An 18,627-nucleotide genomic window follows, 5' to 3' on the forward strand; every position below is an offset into this window, starting at 1 on the left:
GTGCGCAACCCGCTGGCCTCTTTCCGCCCTCTGCGATGCCCAGCACGATCTTCCCTTATTGGCACCATGATTACTGTTTGACCGAAATGGCGCTGTCGAACCTGGGAACCTTCAGCGATACTCGAATTTCGGAGATCACGCGCTGGCCGGGAGGTTGCCTTGGTGGTCCATGAAACAGCTCTCGTCGTCGTCGACATGCAGAACAGTTTCTGCCATCCCGAGGGGGTGGTGGGCCGGGACTTTCCGGTCCACGAGTGCGACAGCGTCGTGCACGAGACGCAACAAGCGCTCGCTCGTGCCCGTGAACTGGGTGTCCCGATCGTCTACGTCTACACCACGTACCGGCCGGACTACCTCGACGCCTCCCCGACGTGGCGCAAAGTGAATGCCGCCGTCGCCGCGAACAAGGCAATGGTGGAGGGTAGTTGGGATGCCGAGATCGTCGCGGAGATCGCTCCCCGGCCCGGCGACCACCTGGTGGTCAAGCGCGGCTTCGACGGGTTCCTGCACACGTACCTGGAGCCGACGTTGCGGTACCTCGGCGCGCGCAAGTTGCTGCTGCTGGGCGTTTATACAAACGTTTGTGTCGAGACGACCGCGCGCACCGCATTCCAACTCGACTTCGAGGTCACGGTGCTGTCGGATTGCACGGGCGACACATCCGCCGAAGAGCGGGAGATGTCCTTTCGCGCTGTCGGCAGGATGTTCGCCACCGTCGCCCCGTGGCGCGACGCCCTCGCCGAACTGGCCCCCACGCCGGCATAGCCCCGCGGGGGCCAGGATGCGCGGTCAGAACCGGTGTCGAACGAACCCTCTGGATCGCGTTGTCAGAGTCGCCGGATGATCCGCGCCGGGTTGCCCGCCGCGAAGGTGTGGTCCGGTATGTCCCGGATGACCACGCTGCCCGCGCCGATGACCGTATTCTCGCCGATGGTCACGCCTGGGCAGACGATCACGCCGGCGCCGAGCCACGCGTTGTCGCCGATTGTGATGGGGGCGGTTCGCTCCCACCCAGCGCGACGTCGTTCGTGGTCCTCCATCGGGTGCAGCGCGGTGACCAGTTGAGCTCGTGGGCCGATCCGGACGTCGTTGCCGATCGTGATCGTGGCATCGTCCATGAAGAGGGCGTCGTTGTTGACGAAGCTGTTGGTGCCGATGCTGATTTGAGCGCCGTAGCTGCACTGGAAACGTGGTAGGACGGCGGCGCCGGGACCGACCTTGGCGAGCAACCCTTCGAGGATTCGCCGGCGTTCGCCGGCGTCGTCCGCTCCGGTCGCGTTGAACCTGTCGAGCATTCGCCAACAGCGGCGCCGTTCCTCGGTCAGCTCGGGTTCGTCCTGGTACCAGTCGCCGCGCAGCATACGGTCTTTCTGCTCGCCCACGTTGCGGTCCTTTCTGGAGGCTTCCTGGCTGCCACGGTCAATCCGGCAACAATTCCGTGACCAGCCGCGTGAGCTGGCGGAGGTTGCGGCATTCGTGCATCGGTACCACCTGTGCGTACCGCAGTGCCGCGGAATCGCCCGTGCCCCACGTTGTTCTCGGCTCCGGGTTGAGCCAGTGCACGTGCCGCGCCTGCCCGGCGATCCGCCGGAGGGCCGCCAGGTTGGGGTCGCCCCCGTTGGTGCGGCCGTCACCGAGGATCAACACCGAGGTGCGCGCCCCGACCGCGTCCGGCCAGTCGTCCACAAAGGACGCAAGCGAGTCGCCGTAGTTGCTGTTCGTGCCCCAGCGGGTCAGCCGCGCCTGGGTCAGGATGCGCCGCGCCAGTCCTTCGGGCTCGGCGGCGCCGGCCGCGACCAGCTCGGTGATCTCGTCGGTCAGCTCGACAAAGGCGAAGGTGCGGACCTTGCTGAACTGGTCGGCCAGCGCCTGCACCAGTAGGAGGGTGAACTGTGCGAACCCGGCCACGGAGCCCGACATGTCGCACAGCAACACCAGTTCCGGGCGGCCGGGCCGCCGGTCGCGCAGCACCGGACGCATCGGCACGCCCCCGGTCGCCAGCGAGCGGCGCAGGGTCCGCCGGAAATCGATCTGGCCGCGGCGCGCCTTCCGGCGTCGCGCGGCGAGCCGGGTGGCCAGCTTACGGGACAGTGGCTGGATCGTGCGGCGCATCGCGGCCAGCTGCTCGCGGCCGGCGTTGGTGAAGCTGACGAGGTCCGACTGCGGGGCGACCGCGTAGCGCGCGATCCGCTCGCGGCCGCGCACCTCGGCGGTGCGGCGGCGAGCTTCAGCCTGAACGTGTTCGCGGAATTCGGCGATCCGCGACCACGTTTCCCGCCGCGCGATTCCTTCACCGATGCTGTCCGGTTCTTCGCCGCGAATGGCCGCCAGAACGCGATCGAGCAGTGCGTCCGGCCGTAGGTGTTGCAGCGTCTGGTAAGCCGACCATCCGCTCATGCTGCTTTGCTTGCCGTGGCTTGACACCGGGCTACTCATGCCGCCGGCGCCGGAAAACCCGTACTCTCCGAACGCCTCGACCCCCATCGCGGCCAGCGAGCGTAACCGGTCGTCATCTCCCGCCGCGAGCGCTGCGACCAGGGCTTCGCGCAGTGCCGGCAGGCCCGCGGGCTCCTCGGCGGTTTCCGCCCGGCCGATCGCGACCGGGAAGTACAGGTCGAACAGCGCGTCGAAGGTCGCCCGTTCTCCGTGGCGCCGCAGGACAGTGGCGGCCAGCGCCGCCCGCAGCTGTTCCCGGTCGGCGAGGCCGAGCACGTCGACGGCCGCCGCCGCATCCACCGTTTCGCCCGGCCCGACGCGAATTCCATGTTCCCGCAGGGCGCCGACGAACTCGACCAACCGATCCGGCAGCCCGCTCACGGGTGTGCCACTCATGCCGGATCCGGTAGCCGGTCCAGCCGCAGCTCCGCGGCGGCCTTCCGGTGATCGGCCTGGTACTTGAGGACGACGCCGAGGCTTGCCTGGACCACCTGCTCGTCCAGGGTGTCCGCGCCCAGGGCGAGCAGGGTGCGCGCCCAGTCCACGGTTTCCGCGATGGAGGGTGCCTTGCGCAGCTCCATCGACCGCAACGCGCCGACCACGCGAACCAGCGATTCGGCCAGCCGCGCATCGAGGCCGGGCACCTTCAGCGTGACGATGTCGCGTTCCCGTTCGGGCGACGGGAAATCCAGGTGCAGGAACAGGCAGCGTCGCTTGAGCGCCTCGGACAACTCGCGGGTCTCGTTCGAGGTGAGTACCACGAAGGGGCGGCGGAGGGCGGTGATGGTGCCGAGTTCGGGCACGGTCACCTGGAAGTCGCCGAGCACCTCCAGCAGCAGGCCCTCCATCTCGACGTCGGCCTTGTCGGTCTCGTCGATCAGCAGCACCGTCTGGTGCGGGTTCCGGATCGCCTTCAGCAGCGGGCGGGCCAGCAGGAACTCTTCGCTGAACACCTCGTCGCGGGCCTGTGTCCAGCCCTCGTCCCGGCCCGCGGTGATCCGCAGCAACTGCTTGGCGTGGTTCCATTCGTAGAGCGCCCGGGCTTCGTCGATGCCCTCGTAGCACTGCAGGCGCACCAGTTCGCTGCTCGTCGCCTCGGCCAGGGCCCGCGCGAGTTCGGTCTTGCCGACCCCGGCCGGCCCTTCCACCAGTACCGGCTTACCCAGGCGGTCGGCCAGGAACACGGTCGTCGCGATGGAGGTGGAAGCCAGGTACCCCGCCCCGGCCAGCCGCTCGACGACCTCGTCCACCGAATCGAACAGCGGTTGCTGCATTCCGCCTCCTTGCGTGCGATTTCTCGCCCATTGTCGAACCAGCCGGCCGCCCAGCGGTTTCCCGGGTGTGCGAGATCACTTCGCCCGCCTGGGCGTGCGTCCGTTCAGCCGGCGGCGGTGATCGCCTCCAGTAGTTCGACCGTGCGCTGCGCGGCCGGGTGCTGCGCGACCGACTTCTTGACCGCGACGCTGATGTGCCGGACCGGGGTCGGTGACACCACCGGCACGGTGGCCAGGCCGTCGGGCAGGGTGCCGAGCCCGAGCCGCGGGATCACCGTGATGCCGATGCCGGTGGCCACGAACTGGACCGCGGTGGGGTAGTCGTGGGCCTCGACGGCGAACTGTGGCGCGAACCCGGCCTCCGCGCAGGCGGTCAGGAGCACCTGGCGGCAGGCGCCGTGCGAGAAGTCGTTGTCGACCCAGCGCCGGCCGGCCAACTCGGCCAGCGGAACCTGCCGCGACCGGGCCAGCGGGTCGTCGTCGCGGACGACGGCGAAGTACGGGTCGTCGACGAGCCTGCGCACGTGGGCGTCCGCGGACCGGTCGACGCCGGGGGCTTCCACGAAGATGTCGACGTCCGGATCGCGCCGGGTGAACTCGGTCATGTGCAGGTCCAGCCGGAGGTCGGGAAACTCGGTGCGCAGGGTGGCGACGATCCGCGGCAGCCAGGTCGCGCCGGCGGAGCCGAAGTAGCCGATCGACAGGCTGCCGACGCGGCCGGCGCGTAGGTCGCCGGCGAGGCGTTCGACCCGGCTGAGCGCCTCGAACAGCGGTCCCGACTCGGCCGCGAGGGTCCGGCCGGCCACGGTGGGCTCGATACCGCGGCCGACCCGTTCGAACAGCTGAAGCCCGGTCTCGCGCTGCAAAACGGCGAGCTGCTGGCTCACCGCGGAGGGCGTGTAGCCGAGCGCCGAGGCGGTCGCCCGGATCGATCCGTTCGCGACGACGGCGCGAAGGACGCGGAGCCGCGGTATGTCGAGCATGGGAACACAGTACAGCGACGCTTAACGACAATGCAGAAATGATCACTTGTGCTGTGTGGTCGGCGTGGTCAAGATGAGGCCGTGTCCGAAGAACTCACCACCCGTGCCTCGGGGAAAACGGTGGCCGCGGTCGTGATCGCGGTCCTGGCTTGGGCTTCCGCTTTCGTCGTGATCCGCGACGTAGGGCATGCGATCTCGCCCGCGCCGATGACACTGCTGCGACTGGCAGTCGCGGGCGTCGCGCTCACCGTGCCGGTGGTGGCCAGGCACCGCGGCGCGGTCCGGCTCTCCCGCAAGTCGCTGCTGCTGGTGGTGATCTACGCCGTGGTGTGGCTCGTGGCGTACACGATCGCCATCAACGCCGCCGAGCAGCACGTGGACGCGGGCACGACGGCACTACTGGTGAACATCGCGCCGCTGCTGGTCGCCTTCGGCGCCGGGATGTTCCTCGGCGAAGGCTATCCCCGGGCGCTCATCGGCGGCGGGGTCGTCGCGCTGGCCGGGGTCGCGATCATCTCGCTGGGCGGCGTCGCCCACCGCGACTGGATCGGTGTCGTGCTGTCTGTTGCCGCCGCCGTCCTCTACGCCGGCGGCGTGCTGGTCCAGAAGGTCGCATTGCGCAGTATCAACGAGTTCGTCGCCATCTGGCTCGGCTGCCTCATCGGCACGGTGGTACTCCTGCCATGGGCGCCGCAGTTGGCCGGGGAGTTGGCGGCGGCGTCGCCGGGTGAGATCACGGGTGCCGTGTACCTGGGACTGTGCCCGACCGCACTCGGGTTCACGGCATGGGCTTACGCGTTGCGGCGGATGAATGCCGGCCGGCTCACGGTGACCACGTACGCGATTCCCGCCGTGTCGGTGCTGATTTCCTGGCTGGCGCTTGACGAGATCCCGACCGTGTTCGGTCTCGTCGGGGGTGTGATCTGCCTGATCGGCATCGCGATCTCCCGGCGAACCCCGGCGGCCGGGACCCGGACCGGCCGAGTCCTTTTTGGACGGCGGCGGGGCCGCCGCCGGGAAACCTCGCCCCAGCCCTGCACCGGGATGGCCGCGGGCGGCGGCCGGCGCGGGTAGGCCGTTCATGGCAGTGGAACGTGCGGCAAGGGCCTGTTGAGGGGTTTGCCCGTGCGGCCACTAGAGTGCGCGATCATGCGCTTCGGTTTGTTCGTGCCACAGGGATGGCGGCTGGATCTCGCCGGAATCGACCCCGCCGAGCAGTGGAACACCATGCTCGGCCTCGCGCGGTTCGCCGAGGACGGCCCGTTCGAGTCGATCTGGGTCTACGACCACTTCCACACCCGCCCGGCGCCCACCGACGAAGCCACACACGAGGCATGGACGCTGATGGCGGCGTTCGCGGCCGCGACCAGCCGGGTCCGGCTCGGGCAGATGTGCACCTGCATGGGCTACCGCAATCCGGCCTATCTCGCGAAGGTCGCCGCCACCACCGACGTGATCTCCGGCGGCCGGGTCGAGATGGGCATCGGCGCCGGCTGGTACGAGCACGAATGGCGCGCCTATGGCTACGGCTTTCCCTCGCCGGGGGAGCGGCTCGGCCAGTTGGACGAGGGTGTGCAGATCATGCGCCAGCTGTGGACCGAGGGCAGGGCCACCCTGGACGGCAAGCACTACCAGGTGAACGGTGCGATCTCGCGGCCGTTGCCGCTGCAGGACGGCGGTATTCCGCTGTGGATCGCCGGTGGCGGCGAGCGGAAGACGTTGCGGATCGCGGCCCGGTACGCGAGCTACACCAACTTCGCGGGCACGCCGGCCGAGTTCCGGCAGAAGTCCGAGGTGCTGGCGGCGCACTGCAAGGACGTGGGCACCGACTTCGACGCGATCGTGCGTTCGGCAAACTACAACCTGGTCATCGGTGAGACCGAGAAGGACGTGCAGGACCGGCTGTCCTGGATCCGCGCGCACTACGAACCGTACGTGCCCTCCGACGTTCTGGAAGCGGCATATCAGAACATGGCGAACGGACTGCTGGTGGGCACGCCGGAACAGGTCGCCGAGCGGCTGACCGAACTGCGGGGCCTGGGCATGACCTACGCGATCCTCTACGTCGCCGAGGCCGCCTACGATCGCTCGGGCATCGAGCTGTTCGTCCGCGACGTCGTGCCGGCCCTGGCCGCCTAGAGTGGGGGTTTCCGCCCGGGGTGACCCGCGCCCGTTGAAACACTGTCCAGCCGTCAGGCCGCGGACTCCCGCGGGCTGGTGCCCGGAGCGGAGCGCCGGCCCAGCTGCTCCAGCAGGGTGTTCATCCTGATTTCGGCGCGGATCATGCGGTTGGTGTCGTCGAGGTTGCGCGCCTGCTTGAGATCCTGCAGCGCGTCGGCGATCATCCGGTGCAAGGTCGGGACGGGGAATTCTCGGGTCAGGCTCATGGGAAAGCTCATTGCCTCTGACGTAGTCGGGTTGTTGGCGGCCGGAACTGCCGAGCGAGGTCGGGGCCCGGCCCGGCAGTGCTGGTGGCTGGGGTTGGGGCCGCACCCCGCGAATGCGCGTGGCGGTCGGCCGCTTCTTCTAGGTTGCCCGGCCGGCGCCGGCGGCGAATCCGCGAACATACCGACATCCCTACCGAATTCCGGTCGTCCGGATACGGAGTGACTTCGCCAGCGTTCCGGGCGCAAACCGGCTGCGTCGTCAGGCGGTACCCGTGCGTGGTGTTCCGGCCAAAGTGGTCGCCCGGATGAACGCGATGACCTGGGGCCAGGAAAGGTCGTACGCGGCCTTGTTGACGGGATTGCCGTGCCGGTTCCGGGCGGAGAAGCCGTGCTCGGCGCCGGGATAGAAATGAATCAGGCTCGGCCCGGCCGCACGGGAGAGGAGCGCGGCTTCCAGGCGCTGGAAGCTTTTCCGGGGGACCAGGTTGTCCGCGCTCGGATACAGCATCATGACGGGCGCGGTGACCTCGGCCGTGGCGCCGACCGCGTCGATCGTGTGGTTCGGCGCGGGGGTGCCGGGCACCGTCGGGTGGTAGGCGACCACATTGGCCAGCCGGTGGTCCCGCCCGGCGAGCAGCAGCGCGAACCGGCCGCCCATGCACCAGCCGATCGTGCCCACCCGGTCGCAACCGAGCTCGCCGAACAGGTGGTCGGCCAACCGGGACATCTCCTGCAAACAGGATTGATCGTCCAGTTCGGACATCCATCGGCTGAGCACGTCGAACGGGGTCTCGTCGCCACCCGGCCGGCCCTGCCAGGGATCCCAGGACAGCGCGGTGACGCCGGCGGAGGCGATGTCGTCGGCGAACTCGCGGAGCTGCTTGCCGATACCGGCGATCATCGGTAGCAGCAGCATCCCGCCCGTGGAGCCACCGGGCGGCCGCGACAGGTAGGCGTTGAGCCCGTCGACCGTGATCAGGGAGTTTTCGATGTCCACTGACATGCCGACCACACTATGGCCCGGCGCGGGGCTTCGACCAGGGGCAGGGCTGCTCCGGTTCCGATAGCCTGAATCCATGCGTGGACCCGGGTCGCCGGACGCCGGCGCGCCGGAACCGGAGCGTCCTGATCCCGGCGAGCACGGAGAGTCCGGCAGATCCGGGAAAAGGCGCCGCGGGAAGCGGCGGAGACGCTTGTCGTTCTGGGTGGAGTTGCCGGTCCTGATCGTCGTGGCGCTGGGGCTGGCGTTCTTGTTCCAGAACTTCGTCGCGCGGGTCTATTCGATCCCGTCGGAGTCGATGGAGACCACGTTGCACGGCTGCACCGGGTGCTACGGCGACAAGATCCTGGTCGACAAGGTCGTCTTCGACTTCACCGAGCCCGCGCCGGGTGACGTGACCGTGTTCCGGGGCCCGCCGGCCTGGCTGCTCCGGGAAGGACCGCAGGCACGGCCCGCGAATCCGGTGGTGTGGTTCTTCCAGCAGGTCGGCTCGGTGTTCGGCCTCAGCGCGCCCGACGAGCGCGACTTCGTCAAGCGGATCATTGCCGTGGGTGGTCAAACGGTTTCCTGTTGTGACAGCGAAAACCGGGTACTGGTCGACGGCAAGCCGTTGACCGAGCCGTACCTGTACTGGGACGACCCCGGCAACCAGCACCAGCAATCGTTCCCTCCGGTGACCGTGCCGCCGGGCACGGTGTGGGTGATGGGCGACAACCGCAACAACTCGTGTGACTCGCGTTGCCAGGGCGACGGTGGATCGAACGGCGTCGTGCCGGTGTCCGACATCATCGGCAAGGCACGGTTCATCGTGCTGCCACCCAGCCGGTGGGGTGGCGTGAGTGACATCAACCCGCAGACCGGCCAGGCACCCTAGCCCGCCCCACCGGGTCAGAACAGGCTCGCGTAGGCGATGACGTTGTCTTCGTAGCTGCCTGCCGCCCGGTCGAAACTGCCACCGCAGGTGATCAGGCGCAACTGCGGTGTGTCCGTGTCGCCGTAGACCGCCTGGGTCGGGAACCGGTCCTTGGGCACCTCGTCGACACGGACGATCCGGAACCGGGCGGTCGTGCCGTCCTTACGGTCGACGTCGACCTCGTCGCCCGGCGCCAGCTTCTTCAGGTCGTAGAAGGCGCCCTTCTTCCCGTAGCCGTCGACATGGGCGAGGAGCACGGCGGGCCCGGTCTCGCCCGGGGTCGGGCCGAAGCGGTACCAGCCTGACTTCTCGGGCTGGGCGAGCGGCGGGACCTCGACGGTGCCATCGTGGTTGAGGCCGAGCGGCATGATGTTGGACCGCACGTCGATCTTCGGAATCCGGACATTGGTCGGCATCGAGCGGGACATGGGCACCGCCTTGGGCGCCGGGGCCGCGGATGAGGCCTCCGGTCCGGCCGTGAGGGTCGCGGGCGGACCGGAGGTGGAGCGCGAGTTGCTGGCCACCGAGGCGCCGGTGCAGCCCATCGAGGTGGTCAGCACCATGCAGAAACCCAGCACGAGAGCGAACAAGCGGCGGCGTGCCGCCGGCACCGGCGCGCCTCGGTGGCTGCGGGAGAGGGAACGGGTCATCAGTTGGTCGCGAGTGAACCGTCCCCGGCGGCGACCGGCCCGGACGGCACCGCCTGCTGGACGGTCGTCGTGGTGGTCGACGTCGGCCAGTTGCTCTGGTAGTTGCCGTTGTTGCCGTTATTGCCGCCGTTGTTGCCCTGGCCCTGCTGGCCCTGGCCCTGCTGACCTTGGCCCTGCTGACCTTGGCCCTGCTGGCCCTGGCCCTGCTGACCTTGGCCCTGCTGGCCCTGGCCCTGCTGGCCCTGGCCCTGCTGACCTTGGCCCTGCTGGCCTTGGCCCTGCTGGCCCTGGCCCTGCTGACCTTGGCCCTGCTGGCCCTGGCCCTGCTGGCCCTGGCCCTGCTGACCCTGACCTTGGCCCTGCTGGAGTTGCGGGCCCTGGCCCTGCTGGGGGAACTGGCCCTGGCCCAGCGCCTGCCCCAGGGCCTGGCCCAGGTCCTGGCCCTGCTGGCCCATGCCTTCCTGGGGGAACTGGCCCTGCTCGCCCAGGCCTTGGGCCTGCTCGCCGTCCTGGCCCTGCTCGCCCAGCCCGTTGTCTTCGCCTTGACCCTCCTGACCGGGCATGCCGGCCGGCGGGATCAGGTTGCCGGGTGCCTGAGCGTGCACGCCGACCCTCGCGCCCGCGGGGGCGGCCTGGGCCGTGGCTACGGCCGTGCCGACGGACACCGCCGCGACAGCCGCCGCGCCGAGGACCGCACCAAGTATCTGACGTTGTTTCATTCTCTAACCCCTTGCTCGTGTCTGGCCCGTCACAGGCGAACGAAATCATTCATCGTCCGGATAACGGTCAGACTCGATCGCACAATGGGGTGTACAGCGTCCGGGTGAACATGAAGAAGAAAATTATTCAAGTATCTGGCCGTACTTTTCGGAATTGTGTTCAACCGGGTTAAAAGGGGAGTGTTACTGCTGGTCGAGGTGGCTTCGGGGCGATTCACGTGTGGTCGACCCGCCTGCTTTTCGCGCGGATTTATTGTCGTTATTGATCGTGTTGAAACCGTTGACCCAAGCAATTTTATCCATGCTGTTCATTGAACAACGCAGCGTGCTTGCCCAGTGTGCACGCCGTTGCGAGTATTCGGAAACCGTGATCGCCGCGTTCGTTGCTCAGTGTATAACGTCCTATACGGCGGCCTCGAGTTTTCCCGGTCACGGTTACGGGTATGCGGTGCGCATCGGCGCAACCGAACCGCTACCGGCCGGCGCCGGCCGGCCGGGAAACCTCGCAGCCCATCGACATCGGGAGCGACAGCCATGGTTTTCCGATCACGTGAAGAGCGCGCCCTGGCCGCGCTCGACCGCGTCCTTTCCGCGGACCCCACCCTGGCCACGCTGGCGACGTTGTTCGCCGCACCGCCGCGGCCGGCCGTGCCCCGGCGATTGACAGCCGGCCTGGTGGCACGGCTGGTGCGGTGGCCGGCCCCACGGTGGCGAAATGTTGTCCTCGCCGTCGCGGTGCTGGCCGCGCTCGGCGGCGCGCTCGCCTCGGCCCTGGTCGGACCGCCTGCCCTGGCGGTGGCGTGCGGGGTGGTGGCCGGCGCCGCCGGGATGAGGTTGCTCGGCGAATTCGTGCGCGGCAAGGCGTCCTGGCCGGTCGATCGCCGTCGTCACCTGCGCAGGTCCGGCAAGGCGCACCACCAACGTCGCGAATGACCCGCCAAGCGGTCGCGGTCCGCGTTCGCCGAGGCCGGTTCGGTCACGGCCGCGCCGGCGACTGAACCGGGGAGCCGGGTGTCGACGCGGTGAGCCGCGTGAGGCGGTAATGCGCCAGCCGGTGCAACATCTCGTCCAGTGCCGCGGGGACCACCTGTCCTTCCAGGTCCCGTCTGGCCGAGAGCACGACGTCCTCCAGATCCGCCCGGGACACGATCCCGGCGAATTCGTGTGCCAGTTGCTCCGTCACGCGCCACACGTGCTCGTCGGCCGGAGCCTTATCCGACATGACCATCCTTACGTCGTTTTCCGATGTGGACGAACCAGGTCATCGCGCGCCCGAATTCGCCGCCGCCGGGTCCGTAGGTGCGAAACCCGGGTTTCGCGGGAATCCCCGTTGGGTATTGACCGGGTCGGGCAGGAGGTGACGCCGTGCACAGTGGTTCGGGGCGCGGTTCGACCGGTCCCCAGCGAAGAGGGCGGCGCCGTACCGTGCTGTTCCCGACCGGTTTCGTCGTACTGGCCGGGATCGCCGGCACAATCGTCGCCGCCCTGTTCGGTCTTCCCGCGCCGGCGGCCGCGAGCGGCGTCGCGGTGATCACCAGCACCAGCGTGCTGCTCGTCGAGCTCTACGCCGAGCAGGGATTCCGCTGGTACCGCCCGCGTTGGCCGGTCAGGTGAGCCGGATCTACTGGCCCACCTTGATGCCGGGCTCGCCGCGTTCGAACTGGATTGACCGCTGCAGTTCGCCGGCACTTGGCACATGTACCACCTTGGTACCCAGCAGGCCGACAGGGAGGACGGGCCGCTTGTAGGTGGCTTCCAGCACCATGGCACTGGCGGTGTACCAGGCGAATACGGCCGAGGCGACGAGGAAGTACGCGGCGATCACGACCAGCGCGGTGAAGCTGGCGCACAGGCCGATGGCCAGCAGCGTCGACCCCGCGGCCAGGGTGAACAGCACCAGCGCCAGGGCGGTGTTCTCCACCAGGGAGGCGACGAAACCGGTCCACGTGACGGCGGCCAGACCGATGAACCAGAATCCGAACGCGACCGCGGCGGTGTGGCTGATCGCCGTGCTGGGCAGCCCGCCCAGGGCGATGAACGCCTGATATATGCCGTAGCCGATCCAGAACGAGCCCCACGCTCCGTGGATACCGGTGGCCAACGCGTCCCTGGCCCGGTAAGACCACATGGCGGCGAGGAGTTGGGCGATACCACCGAAGGTGAACGCGAACGGCGCGAGAATCGCCGGCGTCACCAGGCTGTCACCGAACCAGCCGGCGAGGTTGGCCGCGACCATGAAGGTGGATACCGCGAACCCGAACAGCCCCAGGATCGACGGGGCGGCTACCGGGCTCAGGTTGATGTGGGTGTGCTCTCGCCAGAATGAGTATTCCGCGCCGTCACCCCCTCCGGTCTGCCCACTGGACACGGGCATGCTCGCAGTCATGGCTACCCTCCTTCTCCGCAGGGAGTTTCACCATCGGATACCCGCGAACGGACGAATCACGCCTGGACACCGCGCTGTGACGAGCGCGACATCCGGTCCGGTGAGTCCGGTGAACAGGGACTTCTGGCGCCGGAACCGGTCGGCGGCCTCCGCTCGGACGCCGCCATGCCGGTGACGTTCTGCTGCCCGCTCGCCCGGCCGCCGCCCGGCCCCGGCTCGGTCCCGCACCGTGGGCCCAGAGCCGGAGCCCCGAAACCTTGAACACAAGCGGGGGCCCGCCGTCCACATGCAACCGTCTCTGGGTTGGCGCGTGCGGTTTCGCGACTCAATGCATTGGTGTGCAATGGAGTTGTCGCGCGGAAGAAGTCCATTCCGGACTGCGGTGTCACTTCATGGCCGTTATGCTGGGCTGCCCCCGGGGAGGAAGGAGTGCCATGTCCGGTGCCCCCACCCGGTCCTTTCTGCCCACCGGCGCGGACGAGTCGGGCAGCATCAGCAGCGGGCTGCCATATCTGCGGGTCGGGTCCGGCCCGCCGCTGGTGCTGCTGCCCGGCCTGACCGCGCATCACCATCCGCCGCGCGGGATCGAGCGCTGGTTGAGGGTCCGGCAGTGCGGGCCGCTGGCGCGGCACCGTGAAGTGTGGTGGATCAACCGCAAGCGCGGTCTCGCGCCGGGTGCCACGATGGCGGACCTGGCCCGTGACCACGCCGACGCATTGCGTCTGCGCTTCGGTCACCCGGTCGACGTCCTCGGCGTTTCCACCGGTGGCAGCGTCGCGTTGCAGCTGGCTGCCGATCATCCCGAGGTGGTGCGCCGGCTCGTGGTCGTCTCGGCCGCTTACCGGCTCGGCGATGCCGGGCGCCGGACCCGGCGGCAGGCCGCGCGGTGGCTGCGGCTGGGCCGGACCCGGCGGGCTGCCGCCGCGATGACGACCGTCTTCGGTGCCCGCGCGCGGACCCGCCGCGTGCTGCGCGCCGTGGGCTGGTTGCTGGGCGAGACGATTTGCGGCCCCGGCGATCCGGACCTGCTCGCCGCCATGGACGCCGAAAACACCTTCGACCTGCGGTCGAGGCTGGGCGACATCACCGCGCCCACGCTGGTCGCCGGGGGAGAGCGGGACGCCTGCCACGGCTGTCAGCTGCTGGAGTGGACTGCGGCCGGCATCCCCGCCGCCCGGCTGATCATCTACCCGGGGACCGGGCATACCGGTCTGCGACGAGCCGTCGTCCGCGATATTCTCGCGTTCCTCGACGGCGGCGCCTGAGCCCCCATCAACAGCCGAGCCGGCCCGCGATAAGCTCGCCCGCGAGATCGATTCTTTTCGCGAGTGGACGGTGATTTTTCCGCGAAGCATCGGCCTGTTCGGCGGGACAATATTTACCGAATTAGGTCGCGCGCGCGTTGGGACTTTCAGCCGTATCGCGGCGTGACTCGAACCCGGCACACTAGCAGTGCGTGTAGGTGCGCGGGGCGCCTACATCGCGGGGTGCGAGTGGTGTTGATCGGGGACGCCGCTCGCTCGGAGCGTATCGACGGCCGGTCGGGGCCTACGTCGAGAAACTCCAGAGATGGGGCAGTTCGGGTGAGCTGCCCCATCTTCACTGTGTGGGGCGCTTCACTTCGCCGGCGTTTCCGAAGGACATTCACGTCCGGGCTTTGACGAGTCCTTACGGTAAATGCCGATCTAGGAACGACACCGTGACGCTTTACGGACGTTGTTCATCAACTGCGCGCTCAAGCCGTCGCCGGGCGAGTAATACTGCGGATCTGATCGAATTCGGCCGCCCTATCTTGATCCGGCCTTCTCCGCCAGTGCCTGTTCCAGTCGCCGGATGTGGTAATGCTGCTGGCGCGCAATACGCTGCAGGTCCATCACGACCCGGAGAAACTGATCCATCTCGCCGGCTCGGCTGAGAATCTCGTCGGGTACCCGCGCATCGTGCTCAGGGGTGTCCTGCTCCTCCTGGAGCAGGGCTTGCGCCCATGCCTGAGTGAGGGGCTTGAAGGAAGTGGGATGGTTGGCCACTATTCGGGCCCGGGCGGTGAGATCGTTCTCGGCGGCCTCCACATGGAGGCCGGTGTCCTTGTTACGTGCCCAGAACAGCGGCTCGGGAATGTGCTGAGCACCGAATCCTCGCTCAGCGCAGCCGATCCAGAAGTCCCAGTCCTCGCCGGCCCGCATGCGCTCGTTGTAGCCGCCGACGACCTTCCAGGCTTCCCGGCGGTAGAGCGAGCAGTAGAACATGATCAGCCGCTGGAGCAGCAGTTCCTTCTCGTAGGGCGGAAGGGCCAGTACCTGCGGCGGAGATTCGTCACCATCGGTGAAGACGTAAAGATCGGTGGAGGCGATGGCGATGTCCGGCTCGGCGTCGAGTATGGCGACCGTCTTCTCCAGCATGGTGGGGGCGATCACGTCGTCCGCGTCCAGCGGCAGGATGTAGCGGCCGGTTGCGGCGGCGATGCCGGCGTTGCGTGCGGCAGAGACTCCGGCGTTGGTCTGGCGGAGCAGCCGGATGCGCTGGCCGGGATGGTCGTTGATGAAGTCCTGGGCCACTGTCGGGGTTTCGTCCGTGCTGCCGTCGTCGACGACGACGATCTCCCAGTCGCCGAATGTCTGCGTGAGCACGCTGTCCAGCGCCTGGGGAAGGTAGCAGCCGTAGTTGTAGCACGGGATGATCACCGAGACTGCGGGTTCGTGGCTGTCGCTCATTTCTGGTCCTTCTCATGGCCTGTTCAGGCGACCGGTGTGGCTGGTTCGCTGGGCGAGGGCGACCAGTGGTGGGGGTGCACCACTTCGAGTTTCGGCAAGGCCCAGCAGGTTGTGCCCATGTCCTTGGCCACGGCCGCCAGGCCCTCGGTCTCGACGAGATGCTGGTAGGGGACCGGCGGAAACACCAGACCCGCACGGTGCAAGTCCGCCCGTACCAGCAGGACCGTGCCGCCGACCGAGTCGACGCGGACGAGTTCGTGCGCCCTGAGCTCGTCAAGGTAGGCCCTGCCGAATCCCTTGGGGGGTTGCAGGATGCCGTCGCGGACCCACTGGCCCCAGTCCAGGGCGGCGGCTTCCGGCCGTAGCAGGAAGGTGTTGAGGTCGTAGGTAGGCCCGTCGGGCTCGCTGACGCAATGCGGCACGACGATGTCCTTCCGCGCTGCGAGCAGTCGCTGGATCAGATCAGGTGGGTAGCTGGTCACGTCGACGTCGATCCACAGCACCCACTGCTCATCGGTGAGGGCGCTGGAGAGCAGGTGGTTGCGGACCCTGGCCAGCGCGGAGCGGCGTTCTCGTTGGACGCCGGGCTCCCAGCGCTGTCCGGGCAGGCGAACCCCGGCATGGTGGCGCACGAGCGTGACGCGGCGGTACTGCTGCTCGAGTTCGGGCAGTGCGCGCTGAAGCACGTCCCAGGTGTCGTCCCGGCTGTCACCCTCGATCAGGCCCAGGGAGATCGCCTCGTGCGGGTAGTCCAGAGCGCGCAGGCTGTCCAGATAGCCGGGCACGAACCGGGCCGCGTCCTTGACCGGTGTGAGCACCAGAACCGAAGGGCGTTCCGGCATGGGTGCTCCAGCCGGCTCGCTGATCACCCACCTCGCCCGGCGCGACCGAAAGGACTCGGTGTCCATCCCGGTGCTCGCATCCGTCCCGGCGTCAGTGCTGGTCTCGGCATGGACAAGGTCTGCCGGAGCGAGCGGTAGCCGCGCCGCCATCGCAAGGAGCCGCTCGGCATAGTCATTGCCGCGCCACACCTTGGGTGCGACATCGAAAATGCGCTCGAAATGGCTGGGTTCGAAGGTGTTGTTCTCGTGGCACACATAGGTGCACAGTTCCGGCGTGTCCACGCAGACAACTCGGCCGCTGCTGATGATCCCAGCCGCGACCGGGGTGTCTTCGCCCCGGCGTTGCGGTGGATAACGCGGGAGCGCACCCTTCGCGCAGAGCATGGTGCCCTCCCACACACGCACGTGGGAGATGGCCAGCTCACCACGGGCCGGCCGCCATAGTTGCTGCCGTGCGAGAAAGCATGCCTGGGCGCCGAGCGCGAGGATCGCGGCCATCTGCACCTCGATCCGCTCCGGGTCGTACAGATCGTCGTCGTCCCATTGACACACGTACGTTCCCCTCGCCCGGTCCACCGCGATGTTGCGCAGTGCACCAAGCGGTTGGCCGGCCGGTGGGAGCCGGTGGAAACGAATACGCTCGTCACCGAGATCACGAACGAACTGTTCCAGGGCGTCACTCGGCCCGTCGTCCACCACGACCAGTTCTTTGCTCGGATAGGTCTGGGCGAGGAAACACCGGATCGCGCGCTGGGCAAGCGACGGGCGGTCCTTCGTCACCATCAGACAGGACACGGACGGCGCCGGCGCGCCGCGGGCCCAGCGGTGGCGCTGGTCGTCCAGGTCGAAGGCCCCATCGGCGAGGGGGCGCTCGTCCTGACTGGACCAGAACCGCACCGTCTTGTCCGACGATGGCCGAGAAGCCCAGGACTCCTCGACGGCCCAGCTTCCGGCCCCGTGGTGCACGGCATATGCCTGGTCAAGGTTTGGCTCCCGCGGCGCGAACAGCCCCTTCGCATACGGGCTTGCCTTGGGATAGAGCAGTTCCGGCCCCACCAAGGCGATCGGGCCGGGATCCGGGGCGCACTCCAGCGCGTGTGTGAGGAAGAAGGGCCCCGACGCATCCAAGGAGCTGGGCAGACGGTGGGTCCGGACCAGTTCCCGATGCGCGTGCGCCCAGAACGGATGACCCGGCCTCGAAGCGATGAAGGCGTTGCCCACGATGCGCTCCAGGCCACGCTGACGTGCCGGCGGCAGGCGGGTATGGACCGACGGCTCGCACCCGAGCACCAGCTCACGGCCGGTGAGCAGTTCTCCCACCGGCCGCAAGCACTCGACGTCCAACTCGACGTACACGCCGCCGAAATGGTCGAGCAGGAAATACCGTATGGCGTCGGCGCGCATGACCGGATCCGGGTAGCTGTCGTAGATCGGGACAAACCACGAATAATGCTCCGCGATAAAGGAGCGGCTGTCCGCGTCTGTCCACAGTCGGTAATCCCACCCCGGATGATGCCGTTGCCAGGAATCCACCCATTTCCGCCACCGGGCGGGCACATTCATGTCCCGCCACGTCTGGTGGATCAGTGCCGGAATACTTCTCTGCTCAGCCATTTCCACGAGCTTTCACCGTACCGACTACTCGTCATCCACTGATGTTGGCGCAGGTGACCGTGGAGCTCGTCCGGATGGGTGGGCGGCTCGTCCCGAAGAGAGGGAAGGGCTCGCCGATCGGCAAGAACAGCAGGTTACCCAGGGAGGTGGCGTGGCAGTCGTTCAACTGCTCGCTCATGCCGCGCCTGCCGAAGGCCTTCTGGAAGTTCAGGCACGTCACCGAGGAGGGGTTTCGAGCGGTGCCAGGGGAAAAACTGTCGCAATTGTTGATCTGTGGTCCGCCTCCGACGCCGGACCAGACACCAGCCTCAGCACTGCCCGACCCAAGCACAACGGTTCCCGCCGCCAGGGCGAGGAGTGCGGCGGATTTGGCAATCTGCATAACGATCTCCACATTCTCGAAGTGACCATGTCTCACATTCAGGTCAGGCATGACCTGGTGATGAAAAAATAACTTTTCGCCATATGCGTCAACGCGGCAGCACCGAAGCTACGGGGAGAACGTCTCAATTTCGTGGATGCCTGATGAGTGCCCCGCCCGCTCGCGGAAAGCCTCCGTCCGAGCGACACCGACCCTGGCGCGCTCCCTGTTCGGTGGAGACCTGGAGGCCGGGTTGATCGTTCTGGTAAGGCGGTGAGCCGGTTTGTCGCGCTCCCGCTCCATCTGGAATGGGAGGAATGTCCGATACGGAGGCGGTGCGGTGACGGAATT

General features: G+C 68.0%; 20 protein-coding genes. 7 read left to right on the top strand and 13 right to left on the bottom strand.

Annotated elements, in window-relative coordinates; all coding sequences use genetic code 11:
• Nucleotides 1-162: 162 nt before the first annotated feature.
• Nucleotides 163-765: a cysteine hydrolase family protein gene (locus A3CU_RS46715; protein ID WP_156960559.1), complete on the top strand. Its 603-nt coding sequence runs from the start codon at nucleotides 163-165 to the stop codon at nucleotides 763-765.
• Between the two features lie 62 nt (nucleotides 766-827).
• On the opposite strand, the gene A3CU_RS0126660 is transcribed toward A3CU_RS46715, so the two are convergent.
• From A3CU_RS0126660 to A3CU_RS0126675, 4 genes are all read right to left on the bottom strand, one after another.
• On the bottom strand, nucleotides 828-1,382 hold the full coding sequence (locus tag A3CU_RS0126660) for a sugar O-acetyltransferase (protein ID WP_027944883.1): 555 nt from the start codon (nucleotides 1,380-1,382) through the stop codon (nucleotides 828-830).
• 37 nt (nucleotides 1,383-1,419) lie between these two features.
• Complete coding sequence (locus A3CU_RS0126665) at nucleotides 1,420-2,832, bottom strand: vWA domain-containing protein (RefSeq protein ID WP_027944884.1); 1,413 nt, start codon at nucleotides 2,830-2,832, stop codon at nucleotides 1,420-1,422.
• A complete protein-coding gene (locus tag A3CU_RS0126670; protein WP_027944885.1) occupies nucleotides 2,829-3,710 on the bottom strand; it encodes an AAA family ATPase in 882 nt (293 codons plus the stop codon). Before A3CU_RS0126670 ends, A3CU_RS0126665 begins: the two co-directional genes overlap by 4 nt.
• A 104-nt stretch (nucleotides 3,711-3,814) precedes the next feature.
• Entirely contained in the window at nucleotides 3,815-4,693 is an 879-nt protein-coding gene (locus A3CU_RS0126675) for a LysR family transcriptional regulator (protein WP_027944886.1), read from the bottom strand.
• Between the two features lie 81 nt (nucleotides 4,694-4,774).
• Between A3CU_RS0126675 and A3CU_RS46720 the strand changes: the two genes are divergently transcribed.
• Nucleotides 4,775-5,767 carry a DMT family transporter gene (locus A3CU_RS46720; RefSeq protein ID WP_063628892.1) on the top strand — a complete coding sequence of 331 codons (993 nt, stop codon included), beginning with the start codon at nucleotides 4,775-4,777 and terminating at the stop codon, nucleotides 5,765-5,767.
• A gap of 75 nt (nucleotides 5,768-5,842) precedes the next feature.
• Nucleotides 5,843-6,832 (top strand): LLM class F420-dependent oxidoreductase, encoded by a 990-nt coding sequence (locus A3CU_RS0126685; RefSeq protein WP_027944887.1) that lies wholly within the window; start codon nucleotides 5,843-5,845, stop codon nucleotides 6,830-6,832.
• A 53-nt stretch (nucleotides 6,833-6,885) separates the two neighbouring features.
• Here the strand turns inward: A3CU_RS0126685 and A3CU_RS0126690 are convergent, their stop codons facing one another.
• Together A3CU_RS0126690 and A3CU_RS0126695 are read right to left on the bottom strand one after the other, a co-directional pair.
• On the bottom strand, nucleotides 6,886-7,080 hold the full coding sequence (locus A3CU_RS0126690; protein WP_027944888.1) for a hypothetical protein: 195 nt from the start codon (nucleotides 7,078-7,080) through the stop codon (nucleotides 6,886-6,888).
• Nucleotides 7,081-7,339: 259 nt separating this feature from the next.
• On the bottom strand, nucleotides 7,340-8,083 hold the full coding sequence (locus tag A3CU_RS0126695) for a dienelactone hydrolase family protein (protein ID WP_027944889.1): 744 nt from the start codon (nucleotides 8,081-8,083) through the stop codon (nucleotides 7,340-7,342).
• 73 nt (nucleotides 8,084-8,156) lie between these two features.
• On the opposite strand from A3CU_RS0126695, the gene lepB reads away from it, so the two are divergent.
• A complete protein-coding gene (gene lepB / locus A3CU_RS46725) occupies nucleotides 8,157-8,954 on the top strand; it encodes a signal peptidase I (protein ID WP_084143789.1) in 798 nt (265 codons plus the stop codon).
• A gap of 14 nt (nucleotides 8,955-8,968) precedes the next feature.
• On the opposite strand, the gene A3CU_RS46730 is transcribed toward lepB, so the two are convergent.
• Together A3CU_RS46730 and A3CU_RS52745 are read right to left on the bottom strand one after the other, a co-directional pair.
• Entirely contained in the window at nucleotides 8,969-9,604 is a 636-nt protein-coding gene (locus tag A3CU_RS46730) for a class F sortase (RefSeq protein ID WP_245617356.1), read from the bottom strand.
• A 38-nt stretch (nucleotides 9,605-9,642) separates the two neighbouring features.
• Entirely contained in the window at nucleotides 9,643-10,362 is a 720-nt protein-coding gene (locus A3CU_RS52745; RefSeq protein ID WP_156960561.1) for a hypothetical protein, read from the bottom strand.
• Between the two features lie 534 nt (nucleotides 10,363-10,896).
• Between A3CU_RS52745 and A3CU_RS0126720 the strand changes: the two genes are divergently transcribed.
• A complete protein-coding gene (locus tag A3CU_RS0126720; protein ID WP_027944891.1) occupies nucleotides 10,897-11,295 on the top strand; it encodes a hypothetical protein in 399 nt (132 codons plus the stop codon).
• 43 nt (nucleotides 11,296-11,338) lie between these two features.
• Here A3CU_RS0126720 and A3CU_RS0126725 read toward each other — a convergent pair whose 3' ends face one another.
• Nucleotides 11,339-11,584 (bottom strand): hypothetical protein, encoded by a 246-nt coding sequence (locus A3CU_RS0126725; protein WP_052372225.1) that lies wholly within the window; start codon nucleotides 11,582-11,584, stop codon nucleotides 11,339-11,341.
• Nucleotides 11,585-11,727: 143 nt separating this feature from the next.
• Here A3CU_RS0126725 and A3CU_RS0126730 point away from each other — a divergent pair, with 143 nt between their 5' ends.
• Nucleotides 11,728-11,976 (top strand): hypothetical protein, encoded by a 249-nt coding sequence (locus tag A3CU_RS0126730; protein WP_156960562.1) that lies wholly within the window; start codon nucleotides 11,728-11,730, stop codon nucleotides 11,974-11,976.
• 7 nt (nucleotides 11,977-11,983) lie between these two features.
• On the opposite strand, the gene A3CU_RS0126735 is transcribed toward A3CU_RS0126730, so the two are convergent.
• Nucleotides 11,984-12,748 (bottom strand): acetate uptake transporter, encoded by a 765-nt coding sequence (locus tag A3CU_RS0126735; RefSeq protein ID WP_052372215.1) that lies wholly within the window; start codon nucleotides 12,746-12,748, stop codon nucleotides 11,984-11,986.
• A gap of 434 nt (nucleotides 12,749-13,182) precedes the next feature.
• On the opposite strand from A3CU_RS0126735, the gene A3CU_RS0126740 reads away from it, so the two are divergent.
• The gene (locus A3CU_RS0126740; protein ID WP_063628893.1) at nucleotides 13,183-14,013 is read left to right on the top strand and encodes an alpha/beta fold hydrolase; all 831 of its coding nucleotides are present in this window, start codon (nucleotides 13,183-13,185) and stop codon (nucleotides 14,011-14,013) included.
• 522 nt (nucleotides 14,014-14,535) lie between these two features.
• Here A3CU_RS0126740 and A3CU_RS46735 read toward each other — a convergent pair.
• Genes A3CU_RS46735 through A3CU_RS52750 form a run of 3 tightly spaced genes read right to left on the bottom strand, consistent with a single transcriptional unit; the run spans nucleotide 14,536 to nucleotide 18,348 of the window.
• Nucleotides 14,536-15,459, bottom strand: coding sequence for a glycosyltransferase family 2 protein (locus A3CU_RS46735; protein ID WP_084143791.1), 924 nt, complete (start codon nucleotides 15,457-15,459; stop codon nucleotides 14,536-14,538).
• 23 nt (nucleotides 15,460-15,482) lie between these two features.
• Nucleotides 15,483-17,915 carry a glycosyltransferase gene (locus A3CU_RS46740; RefSeq protein ID WP_052372216.1) on the bottom strand — a complete coding sequence of 811 codons (2,433 nt, stop codon included), beginning with the start codon at nucleotides 17,913-17,915 and terminating at the stop codon, nucleotides 15,483-15,485.
• Between the two features lie 31 nt (nucleotides 17,916-17,946).
• Nucleotides 17,947-18,348 (bottom strand): hypothetical protein, encoded by a 402-nt coding sequence (locus A3CU_RS52750; protein WP_156960564.1) that lies wholly within the window; start codon nucleotides 18,346-18,348, stop codon nucleotides 17,947-17,949.
• Nucleotides 18,349-18,627 lie beyond the last annotated feature (279 nt).

This window comes from Amycolatopsis taiwanensis DSM 45107 (assembly GCF_000519205.1).
Lineage (GTDB): Bacteria > Actinomycetota > Actinomycetes > Mycobacteriales > Pseudonocardiaceae > Amycolatopsis_E > Amycolatopsis_E taiwanensis.

Coding starts and splice junctions, on each gene's coding strand:
- A3CU_RS0126740 (WP_063628893.1), top strand. CDS start 13,183: ATGTCCGGTGCCCCCACCCGGTCCTTTCTGCCCACCGGCGCGGACGAG.
- A3CU_RS0126725 (WP_052372225.1), bottom strand. CDS start 11,584: ATGTCGGATAAGGCTCCGGCCGACGAGCACGTGTGGCGCGTGACGGAG.
- A3CU_RS0126675 (WP_027944886.1), bottom strand. CDS start 4,693: ATGCTCGACATACCGCGGCTCCGCGTCCTTCGCGCCGTCGTCGCGAAC.
- A3CU_RS0126670 (WP_027944885.1), bottom strand. CDS start 3,710: ATGCAGCAACCGCTGTTCGATTCGGTGGACGAGGTCGTCGAGCGGCTG.
- A3CU_RS46740 (WP_052372216.1), bottom strand. CDS start 17,915: ATGGCTGAGCAGAGAAGTATTCCGGCACTGATCCACCAGACGTGGCGG.
- A3CU_RS0126690 (WP_027944888.1), bottom strand. CDS start 7,080: ATGAGCCTGACCCGAGAATTCCCCGTCCCGACCTTGCACCGGATGATC.
- A3CU_RS0126720 (WP_027944891.1), top strand. CDS start 10,897: ATGGTTTTCCGATCACGTGAAGAGCGCGCCCTGGCCGCGCTCGACCGC.
- A3CU_RS0126685 (WP_027944887.1), top strand. CDS start 5,843: ATGCGCTTCGGTTTGTTCGTGCCACAGGGATGGCGGCTGGATCTCGCC.
- A3CU_RS0126665 (WP_027944884.1), bottom strand. CDS start 2,832: ATGAGTGGCACACCCGTGAGCGGGCTGCCGGATCGGTTGGTCGAGTTC.
- A3CU_RS46735 (WP_084143791.1), bottom strand. CDS start 15,459: ATGAGCGACAGCCACGAACCCGCAGTCTCGGTGATCATCCCGTGCTAC.
- A3CU_RS0126735 (WP_052372215.1), bottom strand. CDS start 12,748: ATGACTGCGAGCATGCCCGTGTCCAGTGGGCAGACCGGAGGGGGTGAC.
- A3CU_RS52750 (WP_156960564.1), bottom strand. CDS start 18,348: ATGCCTGACCTGAATGTGAGACATGGTCACTTCGAGAATGTGGAGATC.
- lepB (WP_084143789.1), top strand. CDS start 8,157: ATGCGTGGACCCGGGTCGCCGGACGCCGGCGCGCCGGAACCGGAGCGT.
- A3CU_RS0126695 (WP_027944889.1), bottom strand. CDS start 8,083: ATGTCAGTGGACATCGAAAACTCCCTGATCACGGTCGACGGGCTCAAC.
- A3CU_RS52745 (WP_156960561.1), bottom strand. CDS start 10,362: ATGAAACAACGTCAGATACTTGGTGCGGTCCTCGGCGCGGCGGCTGTC.